The 23,975-nt window shown below is 61.8% G+C and carries 20 protein-coding genes; 12 read left to right on the forward strand and 8 right to left on the reverse strand.

Annotated elements, in window-relative coordinates; all coding sequences use genetic code 11:
* Positions 1 to 228 precede the first annotated feature (228 nt).
* From ACESMW_RS05595 to ACESMW_RS05605, 3 genes are all read right to left on the reverse strand, one after another.
* Entirely contained in the window at positions 229 to 1,821 is a 1,593-nt protein-coding gene (locus ACESMW_RS05595; RefSeq protein WP_372986076.1) for a GMC family oxidoreductase N-terminal domain-containing protein, read from the reverse strand.
* 26 nt (positions 1,822 to 1,847) lie between these two features.
* Entirely contained in the window at positions 1,848 to 2,486 is a 639-nt protein-coding gene (locus ACESMW_RS05600; protein ID WP_372986077.1) for a hypothetical protein, read from the reverse strand.
* Between the two features lie 171 nt (positions 2,487 to 2,657).
* Positions 2,658 to 4,103, reverse strand: coding sequence for a coniferyl aldehyde dehydrogenase (locus tag ACESMW_RS05605; RefSeq protein WP_372986078.1), 1,446 nt, complete (start codon positions 4,101 to 4,103; stop codon positions 2,658 to 2,660).
* A 178-nt stretch (positions 4,104 to 4,281) separates the two neighbouring features.
* Between ACESMW_RS05605 and ACESMW_RS05610 the strand changes: the two genes are divergently transcribed.
* A complete protein-coding gene (locus ACESMW_RS05610) occupies positions 4,282 to 4,968 on the forward strand; it encodes a TetR/AcrR family transcriptional regulator (protein ID WP_372986079.1) in 687 nt (228 codons plus the stop codon).
* A 175-nt stretch (positions 4,969 to 5,143) separates the two neighbouring features.
* Here the strand turns inward: ACESMW_RS05610 and yihA are convergent, their stop codons facing one another.
* Positions 5,144 to 5,782 carry a ribosome biogenesis GTP-binding protein YihA/YsxC gene (gene yihA, locus ACESMW_RS05615; protein WP_372986080.1) on the reverse strand — a complete coding sequence of 213 codons (639 nt, stop codon included), beginning with the start codon at positions 5,780 to 5,782 and terminating at the stop codon, positions 5,144 to 5,146.
* Positions 5,783 to 5,956: 174 nt separating this feature from the next.
* Here yihA and ACESMW_RS05620 point away from each other — a divergent pair, with 174 nt between their 5' ends.
* From ACESMW_RS05620 to ACESMW_RS05630, 3 genes are all read left to right on the forward strand, one after another.
* Positions 5,957 to 6,565, forward strand: coding sequence for a c-type cytochrome (locus ACESMW_RS05620; protein WP_372986081.1), 609 nt, complete (start codon positions 5,957 to 5,959; stop codon positions 6,563 to 6,565).
* A 157-nt stretch (positions 6,566 to 6,722) separates the two neighbouring features.
* Entirely contained in the window at positions 6,723 to 7,358 is a 636-nt protein-coding gene (locus ACESMW_RS05625; protein WP_372986082.1) for a thiol:disulfide interchange protein DsbA/DsbL, read from the forward strand.
* Between the two features lie 62 nt (positions 7,359 to 7,420).
* Complete coding sequence (locus tag ACESMW_RS05630) at positions 7,421 to 8,281, forward strand: endonuclease/exonuclease/phosphatase family protein (protein ID WP_372986083.1); 861 nt, start codon at positions 7,421 to 7,423, stop codon at positions 8,279 to 8,281.
* A 64-nt stretch (positions 8,282 to 8,345) separates the two neighbouring features.
* Here ACESMW_RS05630 and rpmG read toward each other — a convergent pair whose 3' ends face one another.
* The 3 genes from rpmG to radC form a co-directional block, all read right to left on the reverse strand.
* Positions 8,346 to 8,501, reverse strand: a complete 156-nt coding sequence (rpmG, locus tag ACESMW_RS05635; protein WP_008173465.1) for a 50S ribosomal protein L33 — start codon at positions 8,499 to 8,501, stop codon at positions 8,346 to 8,348.
* Between the two features lie 11 nt (positions 8,502 to 8,512).
* Positions 8,513 to 8,749, reverse strand: coding sequence for a 50S ribosomal protein L28 (gene rpmB, locus ACESMW_RS05640; protein WP_008939672.1), 237 nt, complete (start codon positions 8,747 to 8,749; stop codon positions 8,513 to 8,515).
* Positions 8,750 to 8,968: 219 nt separating this feature from the next.
* Complete coding sequence (radC, locus tag ACESMW_RS05645) at positions 8,969 to 9,643, reverse strand: RadC family protein (RefSeq protein WP_372986084.1); 675 nt, start codon at positions 9,641 to 9,643, stop codon at positions 8,969 to 8,971.
* A 188-nt stretch (positions 9,644 to 9,831) separates the two neighbouring features.
* Between radC and coaBC the strand changes: the two genes are divergently transcribed.
* From coaBC to argA, 7 genes are all read left to right on the forward strand, one after another.
* Positions 9,832 to 11,028, forward strand: coding sequence for a bifunctional phosphopantothenoylcysteine decarboxylase/phosphopantothenate--cysteine ligase CoaBC (gene coaBC, locus ACESMW_RS05650; RefSeq protein ID WP_372986085.1), 1,197 nt, complete (start codon positions 9,832 to 9,834; stop codon positions 11,026 to 11,028).
* A complete protein-coding gene (gene dut / locus ACESMW_RS05655; protein WP_372986086.1) occupies positions 11,025 to 11,486 on the forward strand; it encodes a dUTP diphosphatase in 462 nt (153 codons plus the stop codon). Before coaBC ends, dut begins: the two co-directional genes overlap by 4 nt.
* Positions 11,487 to 11,578: 92 nt before the next feature.
* Positions 11,579 to 14,209: a phosphomannomutase/phosphoglucomutase gene (locus ACESMW_RS05660; RefSeq protein WP_372986087.1), complete on the forward strand. Its 2,631-nt coding sequence runs from the start codon at positions 11,579 to 11,581 to the stop codon at positions 14,207 to 14,209.
* A gap of 62 nt (positions 14,210 to 14,271) precedes the next feature.
* Complete coding sequence (gene argB / locus ACESMW_RS05665) at positions 14,272 to 15,168, forward strand: acetylglutamate kinase (protein ID WP_372986088.1); 897 nt, start codon at positions 14,272 to 14,274, stop codon at positions 15,166 to 15,168.
* Positions 15,169 to 15,188: 20 nt separating this feature from the next.
* Positions 15,189 to 16,439 carry an acetylornithine deacetylase gene (locus tag ACESMW_RS05670; protein WP_372986089.1) on the forward strand — a complete coding sequence of 417 codons (1,251 nt, stop codon included), beginning with the start codon at positions 15,189 to 15,191 and terminating at the stop codon, positions 16,437 to 16,439.
* Positions 16,440 to 16,505: 66 nt separating this feature from the next.
* Positions 16,506 to 17,675 carry an acetylornithine deacetylase gene (argE, locus tag ACESMW_RS05675; RefSeq protein ID WP_372986090.1) on the forward strand — a complete coding sequence of 390 codons (1,170 nt, stop codon included), beginning with the start codon at positions 16,506 to 16,508 and terminating at the stop codon, positions 17,673 to 17,675.
* A gap of 13 nt (positions 17,676 to 17,688) precedes the next feature.
* Complete coding sequence (argA, locus tag ACESMW_RS05680) at positions 17,689 to 18,996, forward strand: amino-acid N-acetyltransferase (RefSeq protein ID WP_372986091.1); 1,308 nt, start codon at positions 17,689 to 17,691, stop codon at positions 18,994 to 18,996.
* Here the strand turns inward: argA and ACESMW_RS05685 are convergent.
* Positions 18,970 to 20,040 carry an aminopeptidase gene (locus ACESMW_RS05685; protein ID WP_372986092.1) on the reverse strand — a complete coding sequence of 357 codons (1,071 nt, stop codon included), beginning with the start codon at positions 20,038 to 20,040 and terminating at the stop codon, positions 18,970 to 18,972. The two genes, argA and ACESMW_RS05685, sit on opposite strands and share 27 nt — an antisense overlap.
* Positions 20,041 to 20,204: 164 nt before the next feature.
* Between ACESMW_RS05685 and ACESMW_RS05690 the strand changes: the two genes are divergently transcribed.
* Entirely contained in the window at positions 20,205 to 23,960 is a 3,756-nt protein-coding gene (locus ACESMW_RS05690; protein WP_372986093.1) for a DUF1631 family protein, read from the forward strand.
* The last annotated feature ends 15 nt before the right edge of the window (positions 23,961 to 23,975 follow it).

Raw genomic sequence — 23,975 nt, forward strand, 5'->3', positions numbered from 1 at the left:
GTTGCCGGGGGTGGGATTTCGGGGCTTTGGAGTGGGTATTTAAGTGATGATGGCGTGGCCGATTGGGAGGGTCTGTCCGGGAAACGCTCAAGCACGTCCATGTGACGCTTGAGCTCCGCCATCCTTGGCTCCGCACATTCCCGGACAGACCCTCCCAATCGGCCATTCCTGACTTCCTGCAGAGCGCCCCGATTCCCTGGGAAGAGCGGAGCGGACGTGCTGACTCGATCAGGCCTTGAGTCGGTTGGCCAGCCTTGTGCTGTTCCGCGCCGAAAGCGCATAGACCGACAACTGCGGATTCGCCCCGATGCTGGTCGGGAAGATCGAGGCGTCGTGGACGCTCAGGTTGCTGACATGGTGGTGTTCCCCGAAGCCGTTGACCACCGATTCCTCCGGATTGGCGCCCATGCCGCAGCCGCCCATCTGGTGGGCGGTGAACAGGCGGACGCGGTGCAGTTCCATGGGGAGCTGGTCGATGGCGGCTTTGGCGTCGGCCCAGCTACTGTACCAGTCGGAGTCCAGATGCATGAGGCGGACGCGTTTGGCGCCGGCGGCGAACTGGATTTCGGCCATGGTGTAGAAGGCCCGGCGCAGGCCGTCCCAGAGGTAGTCGGTGACCGGGTAGTCCAGGTACGGGCTGCCGTCGTCGCGCAGGCCGATGGTGCCGCCGGGGCTTTCGGGGTGGAAGCCGTCCCGGAGCAGGGCGATGACGGAGTTCATCCAGGGCAGGCGGGCCATGGTGTTGATCTGGGTGTCGCCGTGGCCGGGAATGACGCCGCTGGACATGGCCGGGTGCAGAGGGGGCACCTCGAGTTTGTAGCCTACCGGGCCGTCGACGCCGCCGCTGAAGTTGAAGTGGTCGGAGTAGATGGACTGGGGCGCGCCGTAGAAGGGGTCGACTTTTTCGGGCATTTCCGCGACGCAGGCGTTGACCGGGTGGATGAAGGACCGTTTGCCGATCCGGTTATGCGGGTCGGGGATGTCGGAGCGCAGCAGCAGGCCTGGGGTGCCGATGGCACTGGCGGCGGCGACGAAATGTCGGGCCTTCAGGGTGACGGTGATGCCGGAGGGCGTGATGCCGTCGGCGGCCATGGCACTGGCCTGGAGGTGGTCTATCCGGTTCTGGTTCATCACCAGTTTGTCCGCCCGCAGGCCATGGATCAGGTGGGCATCGTTGTCCAGAGCGCCCGGGACGGTGGTGAGCAGGGCGCCCTGTTTGGCGTTGGTGGGGCAGCCGACGCCGCAGTAGCCCAGGTTCCAGCAGCCCTTGACGTTGCGGGGAATGACCTGCCAGCTGTAACCGAGCTGATCGCAGCCCTGGCGCAGGATGTCGTTGTTGACGTTGGGCTCCACCGCCCAGGGTTCCATGTTGTGGCGTTGTTCCCGGCCATCGAACCAGGGAGCCATGGCATCCGGTGCCAGGGCGTCGAGTCCGAAACGTTCGGTCCAGTAGTTCAGGGTGGCGTCCGGGGTGCGGAAGCTGCTGGTCCAGTTAACGGTGGTGGAACCGCCAACGCAGCGGCCCTGGAGAATGGCGATGGCCCCGTCTTTGGTGACCCGGCTCATGCCTTCCTGGTACAGGCTGGCGTAGGCGCTGAGTTCGTCCATTTTGAAGTCTTTCTGGTAATACAGCCGGCCTTCTTCCACCAGGATGACGGACAGGCCGCTTTTGGCCAGGATCTCGGCGGTGGTGCCGCCACCGGCGCCGGTGCCGATCACCACGACATCGGCTTCAAGGGTGCGGTTTTCGGTCAGGGTGGCGCCATCGGTGACTTTCCAGCCGGATTCCAGGCCCTGGGCGATTCGATCTTTTAACTGCATGGTTGGCTCCGTCAATCAGCTGGGTGTCACACGTTCTGGAACTGGGGCAGGGCATCCACCGCCCATTGCGGCGGCCCCGGGTAACCGGAGAGGTGCCAGAAATCCTCGTAACCATAGAACGCCACGTTGCTGATCTTGGTCAGGGCAATATAACCGTTGTTGAACAGGCCGATACCGCTGGTACGCCAGCGTTCAAGGAAGGCATCGGCCTCCTCGGTAGTCACCTTGGGCCAGCTCGACCACACCCGGGCGATGGTGACGCGGGTCAGACCGAAGTTGAGCAGATCGAACAGGCGCCGGAGTTCCTTCTGGTTCGCAGGCCCGAAGTTGTGGATGCCGGCATCGATCCGCTCGATGGTGCCGGCGATCGCCATGCGCCGGGCCTGCGGCTGCTCCGGCAGCCCGGGGCCGATAATCGCGGGAAGGAGGGCCTCGAACAGCTGGATGTCGTCGGGGGTCAGGAAGCGGAACTCGTAGCTGGCATCCATGCGGGTGCCTACGGCGCTGACTCGACCGGCGGGCGCGGTGCTGCAGCCGCTGATGCCGGCGGTGACACTGACGGTGCCCAGGAATAACGCTCCGCCGAGTCCGGTTTTCAGGAAACTGCGGCGGTTCAGGTCAGTAAAATCGGAGGGAACTGAACGTACATCAGGATTATCGTTCATTGCTGCCTTCTCTTTTTGTTGTTTGACGGCGTGTGCCCGGAGTCTGATCGCCGAGGTCTGGAAGGGCTTTCCGAAACTGTGCAAAACAGGGATGTTTTGCTCAAGCCTACATGGACGTATTCACGGCGTGTTTCGGAAAGCCCTTCCAGAGCTCGGCAGCCCCCGGATCAATCAGCGAATAAAGAACCGGTAAACCAGCCTATGCATGGCGGTCCCGTGCGGAGCGTAGACAAATTTTCCGCTGTTGAATTTCTGTTTGGTGAAGATCGCCCGGTGATGGGAGAAGGTCAGGAAACCCTCGCGGCCGTGATAGTGGCCCATGCCGGAATCCCCGATACCCCCGAACGGCAAATCATCCTGGGCCACATGCATCAGCGCATCGTTGATGCACATGCCGCCGGAGTGGGTATTCTCCACCACGTGCTGCTGCTCATCCTTGTCGTAACCGAAGAAGTACAGCGCCAGCGGACGCGGACGGTCGTTGATGTAGTGGATGGCCTCGTCCAGGGTGCCGTAGGCCACCACCGGCAGGATCGGACCGAAAATCTCGTCCTGGATCACCTTCATGTCCGGGTTTGCCTTCAACACCAGGGTCAGCGGAATCTTCCGCGTGCCATCCTTCAGGTCCTCACGGGCCGGATTTATCTCGATCAGCTCTGCGCCTTTCTCCCTGGCATCTTCCAGGTACCCCTGCAGACGCTCATACTGGCGTTCGTTGATGATCGCGGTGTAATCATCATTATCCCGCAGGCTTGGGTACATTTCTGCGAATCGGGTACGGAATTCATCCACAAAAGTCTGCACCCGGTCTGCCGGGCACAGCACATAATCCGGCGCGACGCAGGTCTGCCCGGCGTTGAAGGCCTTGCCGAAGGCAATGCGCTGGGCCGCATCTTCCATGGGCACATCCGGGGAAACGATGGCCGGGGACTTGCCGCCCAGCTCCAGGGTCACCGGCGTCAGATTCTCCGCCGCCGCGCGCATCACCAGCTTGCCGACCGACGTGGAGCCGGTGAACAGCAGATGGTCAAAGGGGCGTGAGGAGAAGTCGGCGGCCACATCCGCCTCGCCATTGATTACTGCGACCAGGTCCTCGGCAAAGTTGTCCTCGATGATTTCCTTGAACAGCGCCGAGGTGTGCGGCGTGTACTCGGACATTTTGATCATGGTGCGGTTACCGGCGGCCAGGGACGCCACCAGTGGGCCAACCGCCAGGTACAGGGGGTAGTTCCAGGGCACGATCACACCCACCACACCCTTGGGCTGGTAGTGCACCTTGTTGCTGGCGGGCTGGAACAGCACCGAGACATGGCGTTTGGACGGTTTCATCCAGTCGCCGAGGTTCTTCAGGGTGTAGTTGATGCCCTGGATCGACGGCATCACCTCGGCAATCAGCGACTCGTCCCGGGAACGGCAGCTGAAATCCCGGTCAATGGCTTCCACCAGCCGGTCCTGGTTGCTGAGCAGGGCTCGTTTCAGGCGCTTCAGGTTGTCCTGCCGCTCGGTCAGCGACGGCGAGGGATTGCCCCGGAAGGCCTTTTTCTGCGCTGCGAAGACCCGGTGGGTATGCTGGATGTGTTTCTTGCTTTCCGTGAGCTGGACGACGGTAGCAGCCATGACATTCTCCCCTGGGCAGCCGGCATCGGGGCCGGCAACCTTTTTTTGTGGTGTGGCCAAAAAACAGCCAGTTTGCATCAGGGAGTATTATTAGAGTATATACTCTAGGCAGTCAAGCAAGCTCCGATGGCCGATCGGGCCAGTCGACCGAAAGACCACAACAAGTGCTCACAACCTTATGAAAACCAGAGACAAGATCATCCTTGCCAGTCTCGAGCTGTTCAATGAACGGGGCGAGCGCAATGTCACCACCAATCACATTGCCGCCCACCTCGCGATCTCCCCAGGCAACCTCTATTACCACTTCCGCAACAAGTCGGACATCATCTACGAGATCTTCCTGGAGTACGAAAAGCTGGTGGATTTCTACCTGGATATCCCCCGGGACCGGCCCCTGACCCTGGATGATCTGACCTTTTATCTTGAATCCGTCTTCGACGGGCTCTGGAGTTACCGCTTCTTCCACCGGGACCTGGAGTATCTGCTCGACAGTGATCCCCGCCTGCGTAAGGACTACCGGGAATTCACCAATCGTTGCCTGGCAGCCATCAGTCAGATTTTCGAGAAGATGTCGGAGGCCGGGATTATCGAGCCCCAGCCTGAAGACCTGCGCTCGGCCATGTCCCTCAATGTCTGGCTCGTGATCACCAACTGGATGGCGTTCCTGAAAACTGCCCACGCGGCGGACGAACCCGCCAGCCTCAGTCTGACGGAACTGAAGCAGGGCATCTACCAGGTGCTCACCCTGGAGATCCCCTATCTGACCGCGGGTTACCGGGAACAGGTGATGGCGCTGCGGGAAAAGTACCGGCCGTCGCTTCCGGAGCCGGCCGGGACCAGTGTCGGAACCAATCAGAGTAAGTGAAAGGCGAAATATTGGGCAAAAAATGAACGATTCGGGAACTTCCGGCGTGGACGCCGATCATAGTAGTGACGTTGGGAATTCGGACATTCCTTGCGTCTCCTGAGTGAGTTCTCAGGTTTTAGCACGTCGCAAACCCTGACGTTTCACCGGTCTGTCGCTTGGCAGACCGGTTTTTTTATGCCAGTTCCGGCGATTCCGCCTCCAGCCATTCCGTCAGTGCCTCCCGGCACTCCTCGACGCCCCGCTTGGAGGTGGCCGAGAACATGATCAGGTGCTCAACGCACTGGTAGTTCTTCAGCTGTTTGGCAATGCCCAGCATGGCGGTCTTGGCCTGGCCGAATTTCAGTTTGTCGGCCTTGGTGGCAAGAATCATCAGCGGAAGGTGGTTATGTTCGCACCATTCCACCATCATTTGGTCGAAGTCGGTCAACGGATGGCGGATATCCATGACCAGGACCAGGCCCCGCAGGCACCGGCGGTCGTTCAGGTAATGACCGAGGTGTTGCTGCCAGTCGTCCTTCATGTCCCGCGACACCTTGGCGTAGCCATAGCCCGGCAGGTCCACCAGCCGGCATCCTTCCCGGTTCAGGGAGAAGAAGTTGATCAGGCGGGTGCGCCCGGGAGTCTTGGAGGTACGGGCCAGCTTGCCGTTGGCGGTGATGGCGTTGAGCGCACTGGATTTGCCGGCGTTGGAGCGGCCGGCAAAGGCGACCTCGGCCCCGATATCGGGCGGACACTCTTCCAGCCGGGACGCGCTGATCAGGAATCGGGCGCTGTTAAAAGAGATGGATTTTTGAGTCAGATCAGGGTCCACAACAGTTGGCTTTCCTTTGGATTTCAGTTGTTGGCGATTAATGTATAATGCTACACCAATTCCGGGCGGCGCGCTGAGCGTGACCGCTGTCAGTCCCGGTTTTGAGCCTGCCTGGTCAGCGCCTGCCGGCTGCATGATGAAGAATACCTTTAAGATGAGAGAAGCGGAGCGAGCATGAAAAAACTGATCGCAGGAGTTGTTCTTGGTGTTAGCCTTACAACGCTGGCACACGGAGCAGGAGATCCCCAGGCAGGTGAACAGAACGCAGCGGTATGTGCCGGCTGCCACGGCCAGGGCGGCCAGAAGCCGGTGATGGGTGTGTACCCGAAGCTGTCCGGGCTGGGCGAGAAATACCTTTATGACCAGCTGGTGGCCATCAAGTCCGGTGACCGTGCCATCCCGGAAATGACGGGTCTGCTGGATAACATGTCCGAGCAGGATCTGCAGGACCTGGCGGCCTACTTCGACAGCCAGGAGATGATCGTGAGCCAGGCCAGCCCGGACACCATCGATCAGGGCGCAGCTCTGTACCGTGGCGGTAACCTGGCGACCGGTGTGCCGGCATGCGCGGGCTGCCACAACCCGCAGGGCAAGGGTAATGCGCCGGGTGGCTACCCCGCACTGGGTGGTCAGAGTGCGGAATATGTCATCAAGCAGCTGAACGCTTACCGTGACGGCTCCCGCGCCACAGGTGCCAACGCAGCCATCATGATGGACGTTGCCGCCAAGCTGACCGACGCCGAAATCGAGGCTGTCGCCAACTACGTTTCCGGACTCAACTGATATCGGGACGTGTTGCTGGAAAACCCCGCCCTGGCGGGGTTTTTTGTTGTTTGCTTACCATGCTGTATTGCGCCACGGTCGGCCCCCTTGTGGAACTTTTGCCGATTGCTGGGTCATAATCCCTCACAAAATGCATTCAGGAAATCGGAGACGTTGAATGATCAGATCACTTGGAGTGGCAGCTTTGCTGGCGATGGCCGTCGCCGTCACGGGAACCGCCAGTGCCCAGAGCTGGGAAGAGGGCGTTCATTACCGCAAGCTTGATACGCCGGTGCGCACCGCAAGCGAGAGCGGGGTCGAGGTGGCTGAGGTGTTCTGGTATGGCTGCCCCCACTGTTACAACTTCAAGCCGCTGGCCGAGGCCTGGGAGGCCGATGCACCGGATTACGTAAATTACGTTCGTATCCCGGCCGCACTGGGTCAGTCCTGGGAGCCCCATGCCAGGGCGTTTTACGCACTTGAGTCCATGGGTGAGCTGGAGAAGGTGCATGATGCCCTGTTCGACGCCCTGGCGGGTGAGCGCCGGCCTCTGAACGATGGTGAATCCCTGGCGGATTTCGTGGCCGGCCATGGCGTGGATCCGGAAGAGTTTCTCAAGAACTACAACAGCTTCGGTGTGAACGCGAAGATGCAGCAGGCCCAGGCCAAGATTCGCGGCGCGCGGGTTACCGGGACACCGACTATGCTGGTTGATGGGAAGTATACGGTGACGGCTTCCATGGCCGGTGGTCATGAAGCCGTACTGAAAGTTGTGGATTACCTGGTAGAGAAGGAAAACAACGCCGGGCAATGACAGATAGCCCGGTGGCGCGGCCTTGCCACCGGGCCTTACAGGCAGGAAGAGACTGCCGGCCTATGTACAAGCGTATTCGCAAACAGATCGATGGAATTCTGAAGTCGGAACAGGAGCCGAGGGGTCGCTGTTCCGGCTTCGAGCATGTTCCGGAATTTGAACCCCACCGCCATATCCGGCTGCTGACCTTCAATATCCAGGTGGGCATCAATACTACGTCCTACCGCCACTATGTGACCCGCAGCTGGCAGCATGTCCTGCCCCATCGCAACCGTATCGAGAACCTGGACCGGATTGCCCGGCTGGTCAGCAATTACGATGTGGTGGCGCTGCAGGAATGCGATGGCGGCAGCCTCCGCAGTGGCTTTATCAATCAGGTGCAATACCTGGCCGAGGCGGCGGGAATCCCCTACTGGTACCAGCAGCTGAACCGCAACATGGGCCAGATCGCCCAGCATTCCAACGGTCTCCTCAGCCGGTTCCGCCCGCTGGATGTCACCGAGCACCGGTTGCCGGGGCTGATTCCCGGACGGGGGGCGATCATCGCTCGCTATGGCGTGAAAGAGGATCCCCTGGTGCTGGTGCTGATGCACCTGTCCCTGAGCAAGGCCGCACAGCAGCGACAGCTGGGCTATATCCGGGAGCAGATTGCCGATTATCGGCATGTGGTGCTGATGGGCGATATGAACGCCCACGCAGAGCAGCTTTTGACTCAGACCCCCCTTAAGGAAACCGACCTGATTCCGCTGCCGGAGACCGCGCACAGTTTTCCGAGCTGGCGGCCGGAGAAGGCGCTGGATCACATCCTGGTCAGCCCGAGCCTGGAAATCCGGCGTTCGGAAGTGGTGAGCTATCCGGTTTCCGATCATCTGCCCATTGCCATGGATGTGGCGTTGCCGAAGGGCTACCTGGAAACCTTCTGATGTTTATCACGGACACAAAAAAACCCGGCAGCTGCCGGGTTTTTTTGTGAAGGCCGGATCAGGATTACTTGATCTTGGCTTCCTTGTACGCAACGTGCTTGCGGACAACCGGATCGTACTTTTTGATCTCGATCTTTTCCGGAGTGTTACGCTTGTTCTTTTTGGTCGTGTAGAAGTGACCAGTGCCTGCTGAAGATACCAGCTTGATTTTCTCGCGCATGATGCGGCTCCTTATACTTTCTCGCCGCGGGCACGAAGATCGGCCAGCACAGCGTCAATGCCTTTTTTGTCGATGATGCGCATGCCCTTGGTGGATACGCGCAGCTTCACGAAACGCTTCTCGGATTCAACCCAGAAACGGTGGTTCTGCAGATTCGGCAGAAAACGGCGACGAGTGTGGTTCATCGCGTGGGATACGTTGTTACCGGATACCGGACGCTTACCGGTAACCTGACAAACTCTGGACATACTTGCCTCCGACCTGAGCAGTGGTCTCTATCAATACGAATTCGTTTTTAATGCGTCTCTGGTTGCCGGGGAGCCTGCTTGCTCCCTGTTCGCGCCTTGTAACGGAACGCTGCCTGCCAGACGCCGCCAGAAAGGGACGCTTTTATACCAGAACTCGCCACCCAACGCAAAAAATTGTTGGGAATTTGGCCAGCCTGAGGGGCGTCATTTTGCTGACAGTCACATCAATCCTCTTTCGGCGAGAGATATTACCTCACCGTGGCCGACAACCATATGGTCAAGAACCCTGATATCCACCAGCCCAAGCGCTTCTTTCAGGCGGCGGGTCAGGGAAATGTCGGCCTGGCTGGGTTCGGCGACACCCGAAGGATGGTTGTGGGCAAAGATGACCGCAGCGGCATTGTCCTCCAGGGCCTGGCGCACCACCTCCCGGGGATAGACGGCGGCGCCGTCGATGGTGCCCCGGAACAGTTCCCGGTACTGGATGACCCGGTGACGGTTATCCAGGAACAGGCCGGCAAAGACTTCGTGGGGATAGGTCCCCAGACGGCTGGTGAGAAACCGGCGGGTGTCGGCCGGTGAGCGCAGCGGATCACCCTGGCGCAGCGGTTCGTCCATCACCCGCCGGGACATCTCCAGGGCCGCCTGGACCTGGGCATACTTGGCGGTGCCCAGGCCCTTGACCCGGCAGAATTGCCGACGGGAGGCGGTCAGCAGCCCCCGCAGCCCGCCGAACTCGTCAATCAGGTGCCTCGCCAGGGCCATGACCGGCATGCCGGTGGTGCCGGTGCGCAGAAAGATGGCGAGTAACTCGGCGTCGGACAGGGATTCGGGGCCGTGTGCCAGCAGGCGCTCACGGGGGCGCTCGTCGGCCGGCCAGAGAGAAGTGGGCATGCCTGGCTTCCTTGCATCTGGTGGTGGTCGTGCCGGTGCTTCCTGCACCGGGATTGGCTTCTCAGGGTTACAAAGGTTACTTGAAAAAGTAACATTCGGTAAATGTTAAGATTTCCACCCTGGCTGTCACTGATAACCGGGCGTGCTATCTTATAACCCTTTTCAATATAAGGAATTGTGGAGCCGGTATGGGCGCCAAGCGAATTCTGTTGGGAGTGACCGGTGGCATTGCCGCCTACAAGAGTGCCGAACTGGTGCGGCAGTTGAAGAAGGCCGGCTGTGAGGTTCGTGTGGTGATGACCTCCGGGGCCGAGGCGTTCGTGACCCCGCTGACCTTCCAGGCGCTCAGCGGTGAACCGGTCCGGACCTCGTTGCTGGACCCCGAGGCGGAAGCCGGTATGGGTCATATCGAACTGGCCAAGTGGGCCGAGCAGGTGGTGGTGGCACCGGCCTCGGCGGATTTCATGGCCCGGCTGGCCAACGGCCTGGCCAATGACCTGCTGACGACCGTCTGTTGTGCCACCGGTGCGCCCATTGCCCTGGCGCCGGCAATGAACCAGGCCATGTGGCGCAATTTCCGGACCCAGCGCAACCTGGCGATGCTGAACGAAGATCCCCAGGTTACGGTCTGGGGCCCCGATCAGGGTGATCAGGCCTGTGGCGATACCGGTCCCGGCCGGATGCTGGAGCCGGAAGCCCTGGCGTCCCTGGTTCTGGATGAGCACCAGGGACCGCTGAGCGGCAAGCGGGTGGTGATTACCGCGGGTCCGACCCGGGAACCGCTGGATCCGGTCCGGTACATCAGCAACCATAGCTCGGGCAAGATGGGCTATGCATTGGCCGGTGCCGCCCGGGCTGCCGGCGCGACGGTCATTCTGGTCAGTGGCCCGGTAACCATTGCGCCGCCGGCAGGCGTGGACGTCCGGCCGGTGATGACCGCCCAGGACATGCTCGAGGCGTCCATGGCCGCCGTGGATGAGGGCTGTGACGTTTTCATCGCGACCGCGGCGGTAGCCGACTATCGCCCGGAGACCTGTGCCGATGACAAGATCAAGAAATCCACTGAAGCCATGTCCCTGGCGCTGGTGCGTAACCCGGATACCCTGGCCACGGTGGCCAGGCGTGCCGACGCTCCGTTCGCCGTGGGTTTCGCGGCGGAAACCACCGATGTGGCGCGCTATGCCACCGACAAGATGGCTCGGAAGAAGCTTGACATGATCGTGGCCAACGACGTTTCGGCTCCGGGGCTGGGTTTCAACAGCGACAACAATGCGGTCACCGTGTTCTGGCCCGGCGGGCAGGAGCAGATCGGACCGGACAGCAAACAGACCATCGCCACCCGTCTGGTGGCCCTGATTGGCGAACACCTGGAAGCAACTTCATGACCCAAAAGACCCTGCAGGTCCGGATTCTTGATGACCGGATCGGTACCAGTATTCCGTTTCCCGAGTATGCCACCGAAGGTTCCGCCGGCCTGGACCTCAGAGCCTGCCTGAAAGAGCCGCTGGTGCTGGAGCCCGGCCAGACCCAGCTGATTCCCACCGGGTTGTCGATCCACATTGCCGATCCGTCCCTGGCAGCAATGATTCTTCCTCGCAGCGGACTGGGGCACAAGCACGGTATCGTGCTGGGCAACCTGGTCGGCCTGATCGACTCCGATTACCAGGGCGAGTTGATGGTGTCCTGCTGGAACCGGGGCCATACCACGTTCACAGTCAATATTGGCGAGCGGATCGCGCAGCTGGTCCTGGTGCCCGTGGTGCAGGCCGACTTTGAAGTGGTGGATGAATTTGATGCCAGCGCCCGGGGTGAGGGTGGCTTCGGCTCCACCGGGAGCCATTGATTCATCCGGGTTCATGCCGGCCCATTCCCGGCCGGCTATACTTGGCGGATAACTGCCTGTTCAGGACGAAAAATAACATCGCGGGATAGACTATGAAGTTCGGCTGGAAAAAGTCTTCAGAAGACAGGTCAGACGACAAACCGGCGAAAAGCGAGAAGGCGCGCAAGGGCAGGGACAAGGCGTCCGGCCCCCGCCTCAGGCGCCTCACCTCCATTGCTGCCAGTCAGGCGCTGATTGTCGTGCTGGCCGGCATTGCCTCTGTCGTTTTGCTGCACTTCATGGTGGTTCAGCCCTCGGGCAATGAACGTCTGTTGGTGCAGCAGGGTCACGAGGTGGAAGCGGCCGCCGAGCGACTGAACCGGTACCTCGAGCTTTTGCAGCAGAGTGTCGAGGGGCTGGCGACCCAGGCTTACGTCCGGCAGGCGGTCCAGGGCGGTGAATCCGTAACGGCGGCCGAAGATCAGCTCGCCGGAGCCCTTCCCGGTATCCAGGCAGTCTACCTTTTCCCTTCCGGAGCCATTCCCCGTTCGGCCGATGACGATGCCCTGCTGGGGTTTGCCGGTCTGGAACTGGCGCGCACGGCGGAAACCGGAGGCAAACTCTACCCGGATGCCTTCCCGCGGGAAAACCGCTGGTTCGTGCAGATCGCCACTCCGGTCCGCAACCCTGGCGCCGACACCATCGCCGGCAGTCTGCTGATGGTGTTCGAGGCCTCGCGTCTGCAGCCGCTGCTGTCCGTGGTCAATCCGCAGTTGGGCGGCCAGCTCGCGCTGGTGCAAACCGTGTCCGGGACCGCCCGGACTGTTGTCAGCCAGGGCTCCGGTGACGGCGAGGCGGTCAGTCGTCCGCTCGTCAATCCTGACTGGTCGGTGTCCTATCGGCCAGCACGGGTACCGGCGCCCCCGGTGGACATGGTGGTCATCGCCCTGATGGTGAGTGTGCCGGTACTGATTGCGGCCATTGCGGTGTGGCTCCTGCTCGGCAGCGCCCAACGCAGTCTGCGGCAGGATGTTGCGGCCCTGGTCCAGTGGGCACAAAAGGTGTTCGGGGGCGAACGCTCGAGGCCTCCCGGCTTCCGCTGGGACATGATCGCTTCCACCGGAGAGGTCCTTTACCGGCTGTCCCAGGCTGTCGACAAGCGTGTTGCCCGGACCTCGGCCCCGGTGCCCGCCGGGAAAGGGGGCGGGCAGGCCAAGGCCGGAACGGACGAGGAGCCGCTGTTCCAGGACAAGGATGTGCTCGACATCGACATGATGGACGGGGATGAGGACGTGCTGGGTTTCAGGGGGGACAGCAGTCCGTCGCATGATGAACCGGCTCCGGAAGTGCCGCAGGCTCCGGCCCCGCCCGTGCAGTTGTCTCCCGAGATTTTCCGGGCCTACGACATCCGGGGCATTGTCGGTGAGACCTTGTCCGAGGATGTGGTCCGGGTCATTGGCCAGGCCATCGGCTCCGAAGCCGTGGACAGGGGCATCGGCGCCTTGTGTGTCGGGTATGACGGCCGTCACTCCAGCCCGGCGCTGGCCGATGCCCTTGCCCAGGGGGTCATGGCGACAGGCTGCAACGTGATCCATATCGGCGCGGTACCCACGCCGGTACTCTATTTCGCCACTCACGAGCTGCAGACCGGGTCCGGGGTAATGGTAACCGGCAGCCATAATCCGGCCAATTACAACGGGCTGAAGATCATGCTCGGCGGCGAGACCCTTTCCGGTGAAGCCATTCAGCAGCTTTATCGGCGGGCCGAATCGGACGACCTGGTCAGCGGGCAGGGTGAGGAGACCAGCCAGGACGTGCGCCGGGCCTATCTGGATCGCATCGTCGGCGACATCGCGGTTGCCGCGCCGCTGAAGGTGGTGGTTGACGCCGGTAATGGCATCGCCGGTGAACTGGCGCCCCTGCTCATTGAAGAACTGGGTTGCGAGGTGGTTCCCCTTTACTGCGAAGTTGACGGGGACTTCCCCAACCACCACCCGGATCCCGGTAAGCCGGCGAATCTGGAAGACCTGATCGCCCGGGTCCGGGCCGAGGGTGCGGATCTCGGTGTTGCTTTCGACGGCGATGGGGACCGACTTGGCGTGGTAACCAACACCGGCAAGATTATCTGGCCCGATCGGTTGCTGATGCTGTTCGCCCGGGATGTGGTGTCCCGCAATCCCGGCGCCGACGTGCTCTACGACGTCAAGTGCAGCCGGCGTCTGGCCAATGTCATCTCCGAGGCCGGGGGCCGCCCGATCATGTGGAAAACCGGCCACTCCCTGATGAAGGCCAAGATGAAGGAAACGGGCGCCCTGTTGGCCGGCGAGATGAGCGGCCATATCTTCTTTGGCGAGCGCTGGTACGGCTTCGACGACGGCCTATACTCCGCCGCCCGGTTGCTGGAAATTCTCGGTATCGAGGATCGGCACTGTGACGAGGTGTTCGAGGACTTTCCGGAAGATGTCAGTACCCCCGAGCTCAATGTCGAAGTGACCGAGAGCAGCAAGTTCGCCATCATTGAGCGGCTCGCTGCCGAAGGGGATTTTGGTGACGGCAACATCAGTACCATTGACGGTATTCGCGTAGACTACGCCGATGGCTGGGGACTGTGCCGGGCCTCCAACACCACACCGGTGCTGGTGCTGCGGTTTGAGGGCGAAACCCAGGAAGCCCTGGACCGGATACGGAATGTGTTCCGGGAGCAGCTGCAGCGGGTGGCCCCTGATATTGTGACCGATTTCTGATGATGTCGGATGCCCGCAAACCCGGGCGGGTTAACAACGTTTTTTCAAAGGTAAGGAACAACATGGCGCTGGATCGTGAGACAGCAATGCAGGTGGCTTCAGTACTGAGCCGGGGCCTGCCCTATATCCAACGGTTCACCGGCAAGACGGTGGTGATCAAGTATGGCGGCAACGCCATGGAAAACGAGGAACTCAAGAGCAGCTTCGCCCGGGACGTGGTGCTGATGAAGCTGGTCGGCATCAACCCGATCGTGGTTCACGGTGGCGGCCCCCAGATCGGTGAGCTGCTGGAACGCCTGAATATCGAATCCCGGTTCGTCAACGGCATGCGGGTCACCGATTCCGAAACCATGGATGTGGTGGAGATGGTGCTCGGGGGCCAGGTGAACAAGGAAATCGTATCCCTGATCAATGCCCACGGCGGCACCGCAGTCGGCCTGACCGGCAAGGATGCCAACCTGATCCGGGCCCGCAAGCTCGAGGTGGTCAACCGATCTCCGGAGCTTGAGCGGCCAGAGATCATCGACATCGGTCACGTGGGTGAGGTCGCCAGTGTCAACGTGGATGTCATCGAGATGCTGACCCGCAGCAATGTCATCCCGGTGATTGCCCCGATCGGGGTAGGGCCGGATGGTACCTCCTACAACATCAATGCCGACCTGGTGGCGGGCAAGGTAGCCGAAGCCATGAAGGCCGAGAAGCTGATCTTGCTGACCAATGTTTCCGGTCTGAAGAGCAAGGACGGCAAGGTGCTGACCGGACTGACGGCCCAGCAGGTGAACGAACTGATCGAGGACGGCACCATCCATGGCGGCATGCTGCCCAAGATCCGTTGCGCCCTGAGTGCCGTGGAGAACGGTGTGCGCACTTCCCACATCATTGATGGACGGGTTGCCCACGCCTGCCTCCTGGAAATCTTTACCGATGAGGGTGTCGGTACCCTGATTTCCCGCAACTGATCCACCCGAGGAGTATCCGGATGAAGCGGCTGCTGACCCTGCTGATTGTGCTGGCCCTGTTGACCTTTGCGGCCTTCAAAGGCGCCGTCTGGTGGTTGACCGACCAGCGTATGGCGGAAGCACGTCTGGCCCTGGACGATTACGGGGTGCTCGAGCGGGGTACCGTGGGCTCCGGTATGGATGGGCGGCTGATACTGACCAATGCCCGGTGGCAGGATTTCCGCCTGACCCAGTCGCTGGAATCGGGCCGGCTCGAATTCGACGCCGGCTCACCGCTGGCCCTGCTCACTGCCCTGGCCGATCCGGACAACCTGCCTGGGCAATGGTCGCTCCGGGCCGAGGGCCTGGGCCTGGTGCTCGACGCCAATATGTTTCGGAACTGGGTGACTGCCGAAGGCACCAGTGTCGAGGGTGATCCGGCGCTACTGGTGCTGCCCTGTGCGCCGGATCCGAGGCAGCAACTGGGCAGTGGTGACCTGATGCGGATGGGCATTACCGGGCTGGCAGGCGAGCTCCTGGTGCAGCAGAGGACCACAGGGGTATCCGCCGAACTGAACACCGCCGGGACCGGCAGTGTGGAAGTGGACTGGCCCGGTGCCCGGATTGATCTGATCACACCGGCAGACACCCTGGCCAGTTCCGATGAGCCAATGGCCGTTATACTCAGGGATGGTGGCCTGATGCGCCGGATTGCAGCCTACTGTTCCCGGGAGGCGGGACTGGATACCATGGAATGGGCACGCCGTGCCACCGAAGCGTTGGAACAGGGGTTGAGCGCCCGGGGGCTGGCGGCCAGTGAACAGCTGCTTGCCCTGTACCGGCAGTGGCTGCTGGAAGGTGGCGAGCTGAGCCTTGCCATCGAGCCATCGGAGCCCTGGTTGGGGATCCCGGTCAGGGATCCGGATGCCGAAGGTCAGGAGGCTGGCTGGCAAGTGGCTTATAATGGGGCTGGGGTTCCGGATATATACCTGGAGGCTCTGCCGCCGGCGCCCGAGCCGGTTGATGAGGCCGCCGAGGCGTCTGCCGACACTCGCGAGAATCCGGCGGTGGCGGGGTGGTATGCCGAGCCGGTCGCAACGGCCAGCCGCTGGATCGGGCGTCCCGTCCGGGTGACCCTTTCGAATGACAATGTGGTGGAAGGACGCCTGGTCAGTGTCTCCGAGCGCGAGCTGGAAGTGGCCCGGGTGGTTGCCGGCGGCGAAGTGGCCTACCCGATGCTGTTGAGTGCGGTATCCGGCTTTGAGGTCTGGCGCCGTGGCCGCAGTGAATGACACCTGATCACTCTTGATCGCCCACGATCACCATGATCAACCCCGGACGGGGGCTGAGAGGATACTATGGCACAGTCCGCAGACACGAAGGCGGTGGTTCCGGAGCTCAGGGACATGCTGGCCCGGCTGATTTCCCTGCCTTCAATCAGCAGTGCTTCACCCGAGTGGGACCACAGTAATGAAGCGGTCGTTCGCACCCTCGCTGAATGGCTCGAACCCCTCGGTTTCGTGGTGGAGATCCTCGAAGTGCCCGGCATGCCCGGCAAGTTCAACCTCATTGCCACCCTCGGGCGGGGGTCAGGCGGGCTGGTGTTGTCCGGTCACACCGATACCGTTCCCTTCGATGACAAGCGCTGGCAGAGTGATCCGTTCACCCTGACCGAGCGGGATAATCGCTGGTATGGGCTGGGCACCTGCGACATGAAGGGCTTCTTTCCGTTGGCGATCGAGGCCGCCAAAGCCTACTCGGACACGCCACTCAGGCAGCCGCTGATCATTCTGGCGACGGCGGACGAAGAAAGCTCCATGAACGGCGCCCGGGCCCTGGCCGAGGCCGGGAAACCGAAGGCCCGTTATGCGGTCATCGGTGAACCCACCAGCCTCAGGCCGGTGCGGATGCATAAGGGCATCATGATGGAGCGGCTGAAGTTTGAGGGGCAGTCCGGCCATTCCTCCAATCCGGCCCTGGGGCGCAACGCCATGGAGGGCATGCATGAGGCCATGACCGAACTGCTGACGCTCCGGAGCCAGTGGCAGCAGAAGTACCTGAACCCCAACTTCGAAGTCCAGTTTCCCACCCTGAACCTGGGCTGCATCCACGGTGGTGACAATCCCAACCGGATCTGTGCCCAGTGCGAACTGCATTTTGACCTCCGGCCACTGCCGGGCATGTCCATGGAGGACCTGAGGCAGGCGATCCTGGCCAGGGTCCAGCCGGTTGCCGAGCGGCGGGAACTGGGACTGGTGTTCGAGCCCCTGTTTGACGGGGTGCCACCGTTCGAGACACCGGCTGATGCGGCGCTGGTCCGAACCTGTGAAAAACTGACCGGACACACCGCCCACGCGGTCGCCTTTGCCACGGAAGCACCGTGGCTCCAGAAGCTGGGCCTGGAGACCCTGGTGATGGGGCCCGGCTCCATTGACCAGGCGCACCAACCGGATGAATACCTGGAGCTGTCCCAGCTTGAGCCGACAGTGCGGATACTCCGGGGACTGATCGAGGAGTTTTGCCTGTGACGGAGAAGCGGAATTGAAATCGAACGAATGGTTGCACGGTTTCCGCCACTCATCGCCCTACATCAACGCCCATCGCGGCCGGACTGTGGTGCTGACCATTCCGGGCGATGCCATTGAGCACGGCAACTTTATCAATATCATCCACGATATTGCCCTGCTGAGCAGCCTGGGTGTGCGCCTGGTGGTTGCCTTTGGCGCCCGGCCGCAGATCCAGACCCGCCTGGACAGTGCCGGCGCCCAGTCCCGGTTTGACCGGGGCCTGCGGATTACCCCCGAACAGCATCTGCCGATGGTCATGGAAGCCATCGGTGGTCTTCGTGCCTATCTGGAGAGCCAGTTGTCCATGGGTCTGGTCAACTCACCCATGCACAATGCCCGGATCCGGGTCAGCAGCGGCAACTTCGTCACTGCCCGCCCGGTGGGGGTGCTCGACGGCATCGATTTCGGTTACACCGGCCGGGTCCGCCGGATCGATGCCAGCGGGATCGAGAAGCTGCTGGAACTGGGGCATATCGTGATCCTGCCGCCCATGGGCTATTCACCCACCGGTGATGCCTTCAACCTGTCCTATGAGGATGTCGGCAGTCAGGTAGCCGCCGCCGTGCAGGCCGAGAAACTGATCGTGTTCATCGATGATCAGGGGTTGCTCGAAGAGGATGGCACCCTGATCCGGGAATTGTCGGTCCGGCAGGCTTCGGAGCGCCTGGCCGCCGGGACCGTTACCGGGCACGATGCGGATCTCCTGCAGGCGGCCTGCGATGCCTGCGTCAAGGGTGTTCGTCGGGCGCATATCATCAGTTATGAGGAAGACGGGGCGCTGCTTGGCGAACTGTTCACCCTGGACGGTTCCGGCACCCTGGTCAGTGGTGACAATTACGAGAAGATCCGTCAGGCCAGGGTAGAAGACCTCGGTGGTATCCTGGAGCTGATCCAGCCCCTGGAAGAGCAGGGGATCCTGGTAAGGCGCTCCCGGGAAATGCTGGAAACCGAGATTGACCGCTTCGTGGTGGCGGAGCGGGACGGCACCATTGTCGGCTGCGCGGCCCTGTACCCTTATCCGGAGGAAAACGCAGGGGAGCTGTCCTGCTTTGCTGTCGACCCTTCCTATCGCCGGGCCGGCCGGGGGGATGAGCTCCTGGCCATGATCGAGAAACTCGCCCGCGGCCAGGGCATCCAGAATCTGTTTGTCCTTACCACCCAGACCGAACACTGGTTCCGGGAGCGAGGCTTCCTGCCGTCCAGTGTCCAGTCCCTGCCTGGCCCCAAGCTGGCGTCCTATAACAGTCAACGCAACTCAAAGGTTTTCTGCAAACCTCTGTGACAGCCGCTCCAGAGCGGCTGTCCGCTGATCCGGCGGCTGCTGGCCCAGCTCCTCCGCGGCCCGATAGAAGGCCGGGAAGTCATGGCCATGATCGGATAACAGCTGTCGGAAGCCGGGTACGAACTGGTTGTACTGCCGGAACAGGGCCAGATTGGCGTTGTTGAGCGTGACCGGGGCGGGTCCGAACGGGCCGGGCTCGGTCCAGGTCTCTGACAGCTTTCCGTAATCGTCAGCAAGCTGCGTGAGGATCGCCTGCTTTCGCGCCCGCAGAGTGTCGGCAGGCAGGGTATCGGCCTGTTTGTAGAGTCTCTCCAGACTGTCGGTGGCCTCATGGACCAGGTTCAGGGTCTGGTTCCGGCGTTGCAATCGGGCCAGGGCTACTTCGAACCGGTCACCCTCGCCCCGCTGGCTCAGCCACAGCCGGAGTCCTTCCAGTTCCACCGCGGTGGCAAAGCTTTCGTTGAAGGTGGTGTCCTCGGCAATGTAGACCACGCGGTGGGCCAGTTCGTGAAACATAAGGGCGACCATGCGGTCCTCGCTCAGGCCGGTAAACCCGCTGTGCAGGGGATCGTCAAACCAGCCCAGGGTGGAGTAGGCGGTGACGCCGCCGATGAAGGTGTCATAACCGTCGGCCCGGAACCTGGCCTGCTCCTTCCTGGCATCCTCCAGACTGAAGTAGCCCCGGTAGGCCTGGCACCCGACAAACGGGTAGCACCAGCGGTGTGGTTCCAGGGAGAATTCCGGTACCGCCACCAGGTTCACCACCACCCAGGGGCGTTCCAGCTGCACGTATTCCAGGAAGGCATCCCCCACCGGCAGCGCCAGTTGCTCGCGGGCAAACTGCCTCGCCTCCAGCGCCAGCTCCAGTTTGGCCCGGATGTCGGGGCGTGTGTCTGTGTTACCGATGACCTCGGGCACGGGTTCGGCACGGGTCATCAGGCCGAAGTGACCGGTAATTGCCTGGGTGTAGTAGCCAATGGTCGTACACCCGGTCAGGCCGGTTATCAGTAGCAAAAGAAGATAGATCTGACTAAGCTGTTTCATGGATCTGGGTGTTATACTTGTGCCGGCTTCCAGTCGGGATGCCTCCACTATATTACAGCCATAGTGCCCATAGTAGCCGGTGGTGTTAATCCACCGTGTCAGGGACCCAAACCGGACTCGGGGTGTTCCAGGGTCGGCTGGTGGTACGAAAAATCAGGTTGTTCATGGAATCAAGAGAACGTCGTAGAAGTCCCCGCCAACCCATCAAGCTGGCTGCCCAGATCGACCTGGGTGCCGGTGAATCCTGGCCCTGCCAGATCGCGGATTTTTGTGCCGAAGGTCTGTTTGTCCGTTATTCCGGCGATACCTCCCGAAAGCTGGATCAGGTCCTCGTCCGTGGCGCAAAACCGGAACTGATCGTGCGTTTCCGAAGTGCAGATGGCCTGCGTGCCCATGAACTGCACGTCAGTATCGTGCGCCGCATTGACGGAGCCATGGGGGTGAACTTCACGCGCTCCAACCCCGAGGCGCTCGACGCCATGATTGCCCAGTGCGGTGGCTCCCGGCATCAGGAACGCTCCTCTCTGCATGCGCCGAATGACCGTATCCAGTTTGTCCTGCACCAGTGTGCCAGGGCCGTCACCCATTTCATCGAACCGCTCATGGATGCCTGCTTCGTCCAGATGGTTGCAGGCCTGAAACAGGCCGCCCAGAAAGCAGCCAACGACCAGCTGGCCAACGAATTCATGGATGCTTCCGGCCAGATCCAGGCCCGGCAGCGGGTGATCTGGCACCACATGTCGAAAAGTCTGGAGTCGCCCCTGAAACCGGCCCCCAAGGGTTTTCCCGGATCGGAACTGTCAATCGTCGACAAGGGCGAATTCGAGGATTGGCTGACCATCCGGGTGATGGTGACCAAGGCCGATACCCAGTACCGCGGTGATCTGCTCCAGCTGAAGCTGCGCCTGGACAAGCTGGGCATCGCCAATGCCACCGGGCATCACAATCCATTGGGTCCGGCACTGGTGTGCGAGGCCTTCCATACCGGCCTCAGTCAGCTGAAGCTGTTTCGGGAGGTGGAGAAGGTGTGCCTGAAGGTGTTCGAACAGACGGTACTGCAACAGCTTGGTCCGTTGTATGAGGAGCTCAACAATATCCTTATCCGCCACGGCGTGTTGCCGGACCTGGACCTGAGCAAGTACCTCAGTGAGAAGACCGTCAAGAAAGCGGAGCCCAAGAAAGCGAAACCGCCGGAAGGACGCACCGAGGCGCCCAAACCGGACACCCCCCGGGTACAGCCGATCCGGGAAGCGGCGACCGTCCGGAGCGACGCCTCAACCGGGCGTGCCGGCCACGAGTTTCGTGGCTATTCCCAGGCGGCCCAGACCGCCTTCGCCACGGTTCGCAACCTGATTTCCACCCTGTCCGCGAGCCGGCTTGCGGGCGGTGACTCCGAACCCATGCCGTTTCCTCCCAACGCCCCGCCGTTGTCGGCGGGCGAATTCCAGCGCGAGCTGCAGCAGCTCCAGCTACAGGCCCGGGAGGTCGAGGCGGAAGACCTGCCCCTGAAGCAGCGGGTGGTTGAGCGGGTCCGGGAAAGCGGCGACCACCGGTTGAACGAGGAACAGCAGGAAACCCTGGATGTGGTGGACCGCTTCTTCCGTAGTGTTGTCGAGAGCCCCAAGCTCAGTGACTATGCCCAGAGCCGGCTGCGGCAGCTGGAGGTGCCGGTTCTCAAGGTGGTCATGCGTGATTCGGCCTTTTTCGATGATCAGGACAGCCCGGTGCGGGGTGTCATGAACCGCCTCGCCCAGCTCGGTGTGAAAGGTGGCCGGGTGAATCCGGTGGTGCAGCGCCGGGTAGATGAGCTGATCCGGAAGATCAACACCGACTTCGAGCAGGACACCGGGGTCTTCGAGCGAACGGTCCGGGAGCTCGATACCCTGATTGACCGTCAGAACCTGGTCTACCGCCGCAACGTCGAGCGGGTCACCGCCGCTGCCGAAGGGGCCCAGAAGGTGGCGGAATCCAAGAAGGCGGTGGCAGGGGTTCTCGACCAGCGGCTGGCGGGCCGAAAGGTACCTAAGGCGGTCCTGGGCCTCCTCGACGGCGGCTGGCGGGACCTGCTGTCTTTGACCTGGATCCGGCAGGGCCCGGACAGCCAGCTCTGGCAGGATTACCTGTCGGTGATTGATTCACTGTTGGCCTTTGCCGACGATCCGGGCAGCAGCATCAATCTGCCGGAGTTGCTCCGGGTGATCCAGGATGGCCTGGCGTCGATTTCCAGCAACCACATGCCCTCTTCCCAGATCCGTAACGAGCTCAAGCAATTCCTGGTCCGCCGTCCCGATCAGGAGCCGGAACTGGTGGAAGTGCCACCGGCCCGCACTGTCGAGGAGGAGCAGCGGGAGCTTTCAGAACGCGAGCAGCGCAGCCTCCAGCGCTGGATCAACCGTGCCCAGCAGCTGCGGACCGGAGACTGGTTGCGGGATCAGGAAAACCCCGACAAACCCCAGTACATTCGGCTGGTCTGGGTCGCCCGGGGCTTCAGCCGCTTCGTGTTTGTGAACCACCAGGGTATGCGGGTGGTGGAACTGGAGCTGGAAGCGCTGGCCCGGCAGATGCGCAAGGGCATCATCGTGCCGGATAACCAGTACGAGCGCCCGCTGGTGGATGAGAGTATCGATCGGATGGTGCGCAAGGTCTATGACCAGCTGTCCTGGGCGTCCACCCACGATGAGCTGACCGGGCTGCTGGGACGGCGGGAATTCGAGCGTATGCTGGATCAGCAACTGGCCCGGCGGGAAGACGAGCGGGCACTGGTGCGGCTGGACCTCCGGCGCTTCCGGATTCTCAATGATACCGCCGGCTACCAGGCCGGGGACGATGCCCTGAAGCAGGTGGCCGATCTCCTGTGCAGCCACGTGGGCGACGGCATGCCGGTGGCGCGCCTGGCCGGCACCGAATTTGCGATGCTGGTGCCCGGTGAGGATGCCCGGGAAACCGCCGGCAACCTGATCAAGGCGATCGAGGCCGCCGAGTTCAGTTTCAGTGGCCGCAGCTACCGGTTGTCCGCCAGTGCCGGTATCGTGCCGACACTGCCGGGTCTGGTGAACGCCGAGCGCTGGCTGCGGGCGTCGGAACAGGCACTGGCTGCGGCCAAACAGCAGGGCCATGGTCAGGCCGTGGAATACGTACCGGATGCGCATGACCAGTCCCGTCAGGAGCAGATTGCCGCCAAGGTCGCCAGCCTCGGCGACCTGAATGAGGAACGCATGCTGCTGCGGTGCCAGAAGATCATTCCTCTGCACGGCCGGACCTCCATGTCGCCCCAGTACGAGATCCTGATCAGCATGTATGACGACGCCGGCACCCTGATCACCGGCCGGGATTTTGTCCGCATGGCCGAGCGCTACGACCGCATGCAAGCGGTGGACCGCTGGGTGGTCGGGCAGATGCTCGACTGGTTGCGTGAGCGCCAGCCGGATCCCCGCCACCTCGGTGGTGTGTGCATCAATCTGTCCGGTTTCAGCCTTAATGACCAGTCCCTGCTGGAATTCATCTACGAGAAGCTGAGCGAGAAGGATGCGCCGATCGAACGCATCTGGTTTGAGCTTACCGAGGCGTCCGCCATCAACGATATCGAGGCGGTAGCAGAGTTCATCCGCGAGATGAAGGAACTGGGCTGCCGGTTCTGCCTGGGCAATTTTGGCAGTGGTCCCAGCTCATTCAATTTCATGCGCTCCCTGCCGGTGGATCTGATCAAGATCGACAGTGCCTTCACCAGCCAGCTCACCACCAGCGAGACCGACCGGGCCATGGTGAGGTCCATGGTGGAGATGGCGCACTACATGAAGCGGGAGGTGATCGCCTCCCGGGTTGAATCCCGCGAGGTTCTGGATATGCTGAGGCAATTGGGCGTGGATTACGCCCAGGGATTCGTGGTGGAAAAGCCCCGGTCCCTCGACAGCCTTCTGTGAACCGGGACAGGCCGA

Origin of the sequence: Marinobacter sp., assembly GCF_041690455.1 — a bacterium.
GTDB lineage: Bacteria > Pseudomonadota > Gammaproteobacteria > Pseudomonadales > Oleiphilaceae > Marinobacter.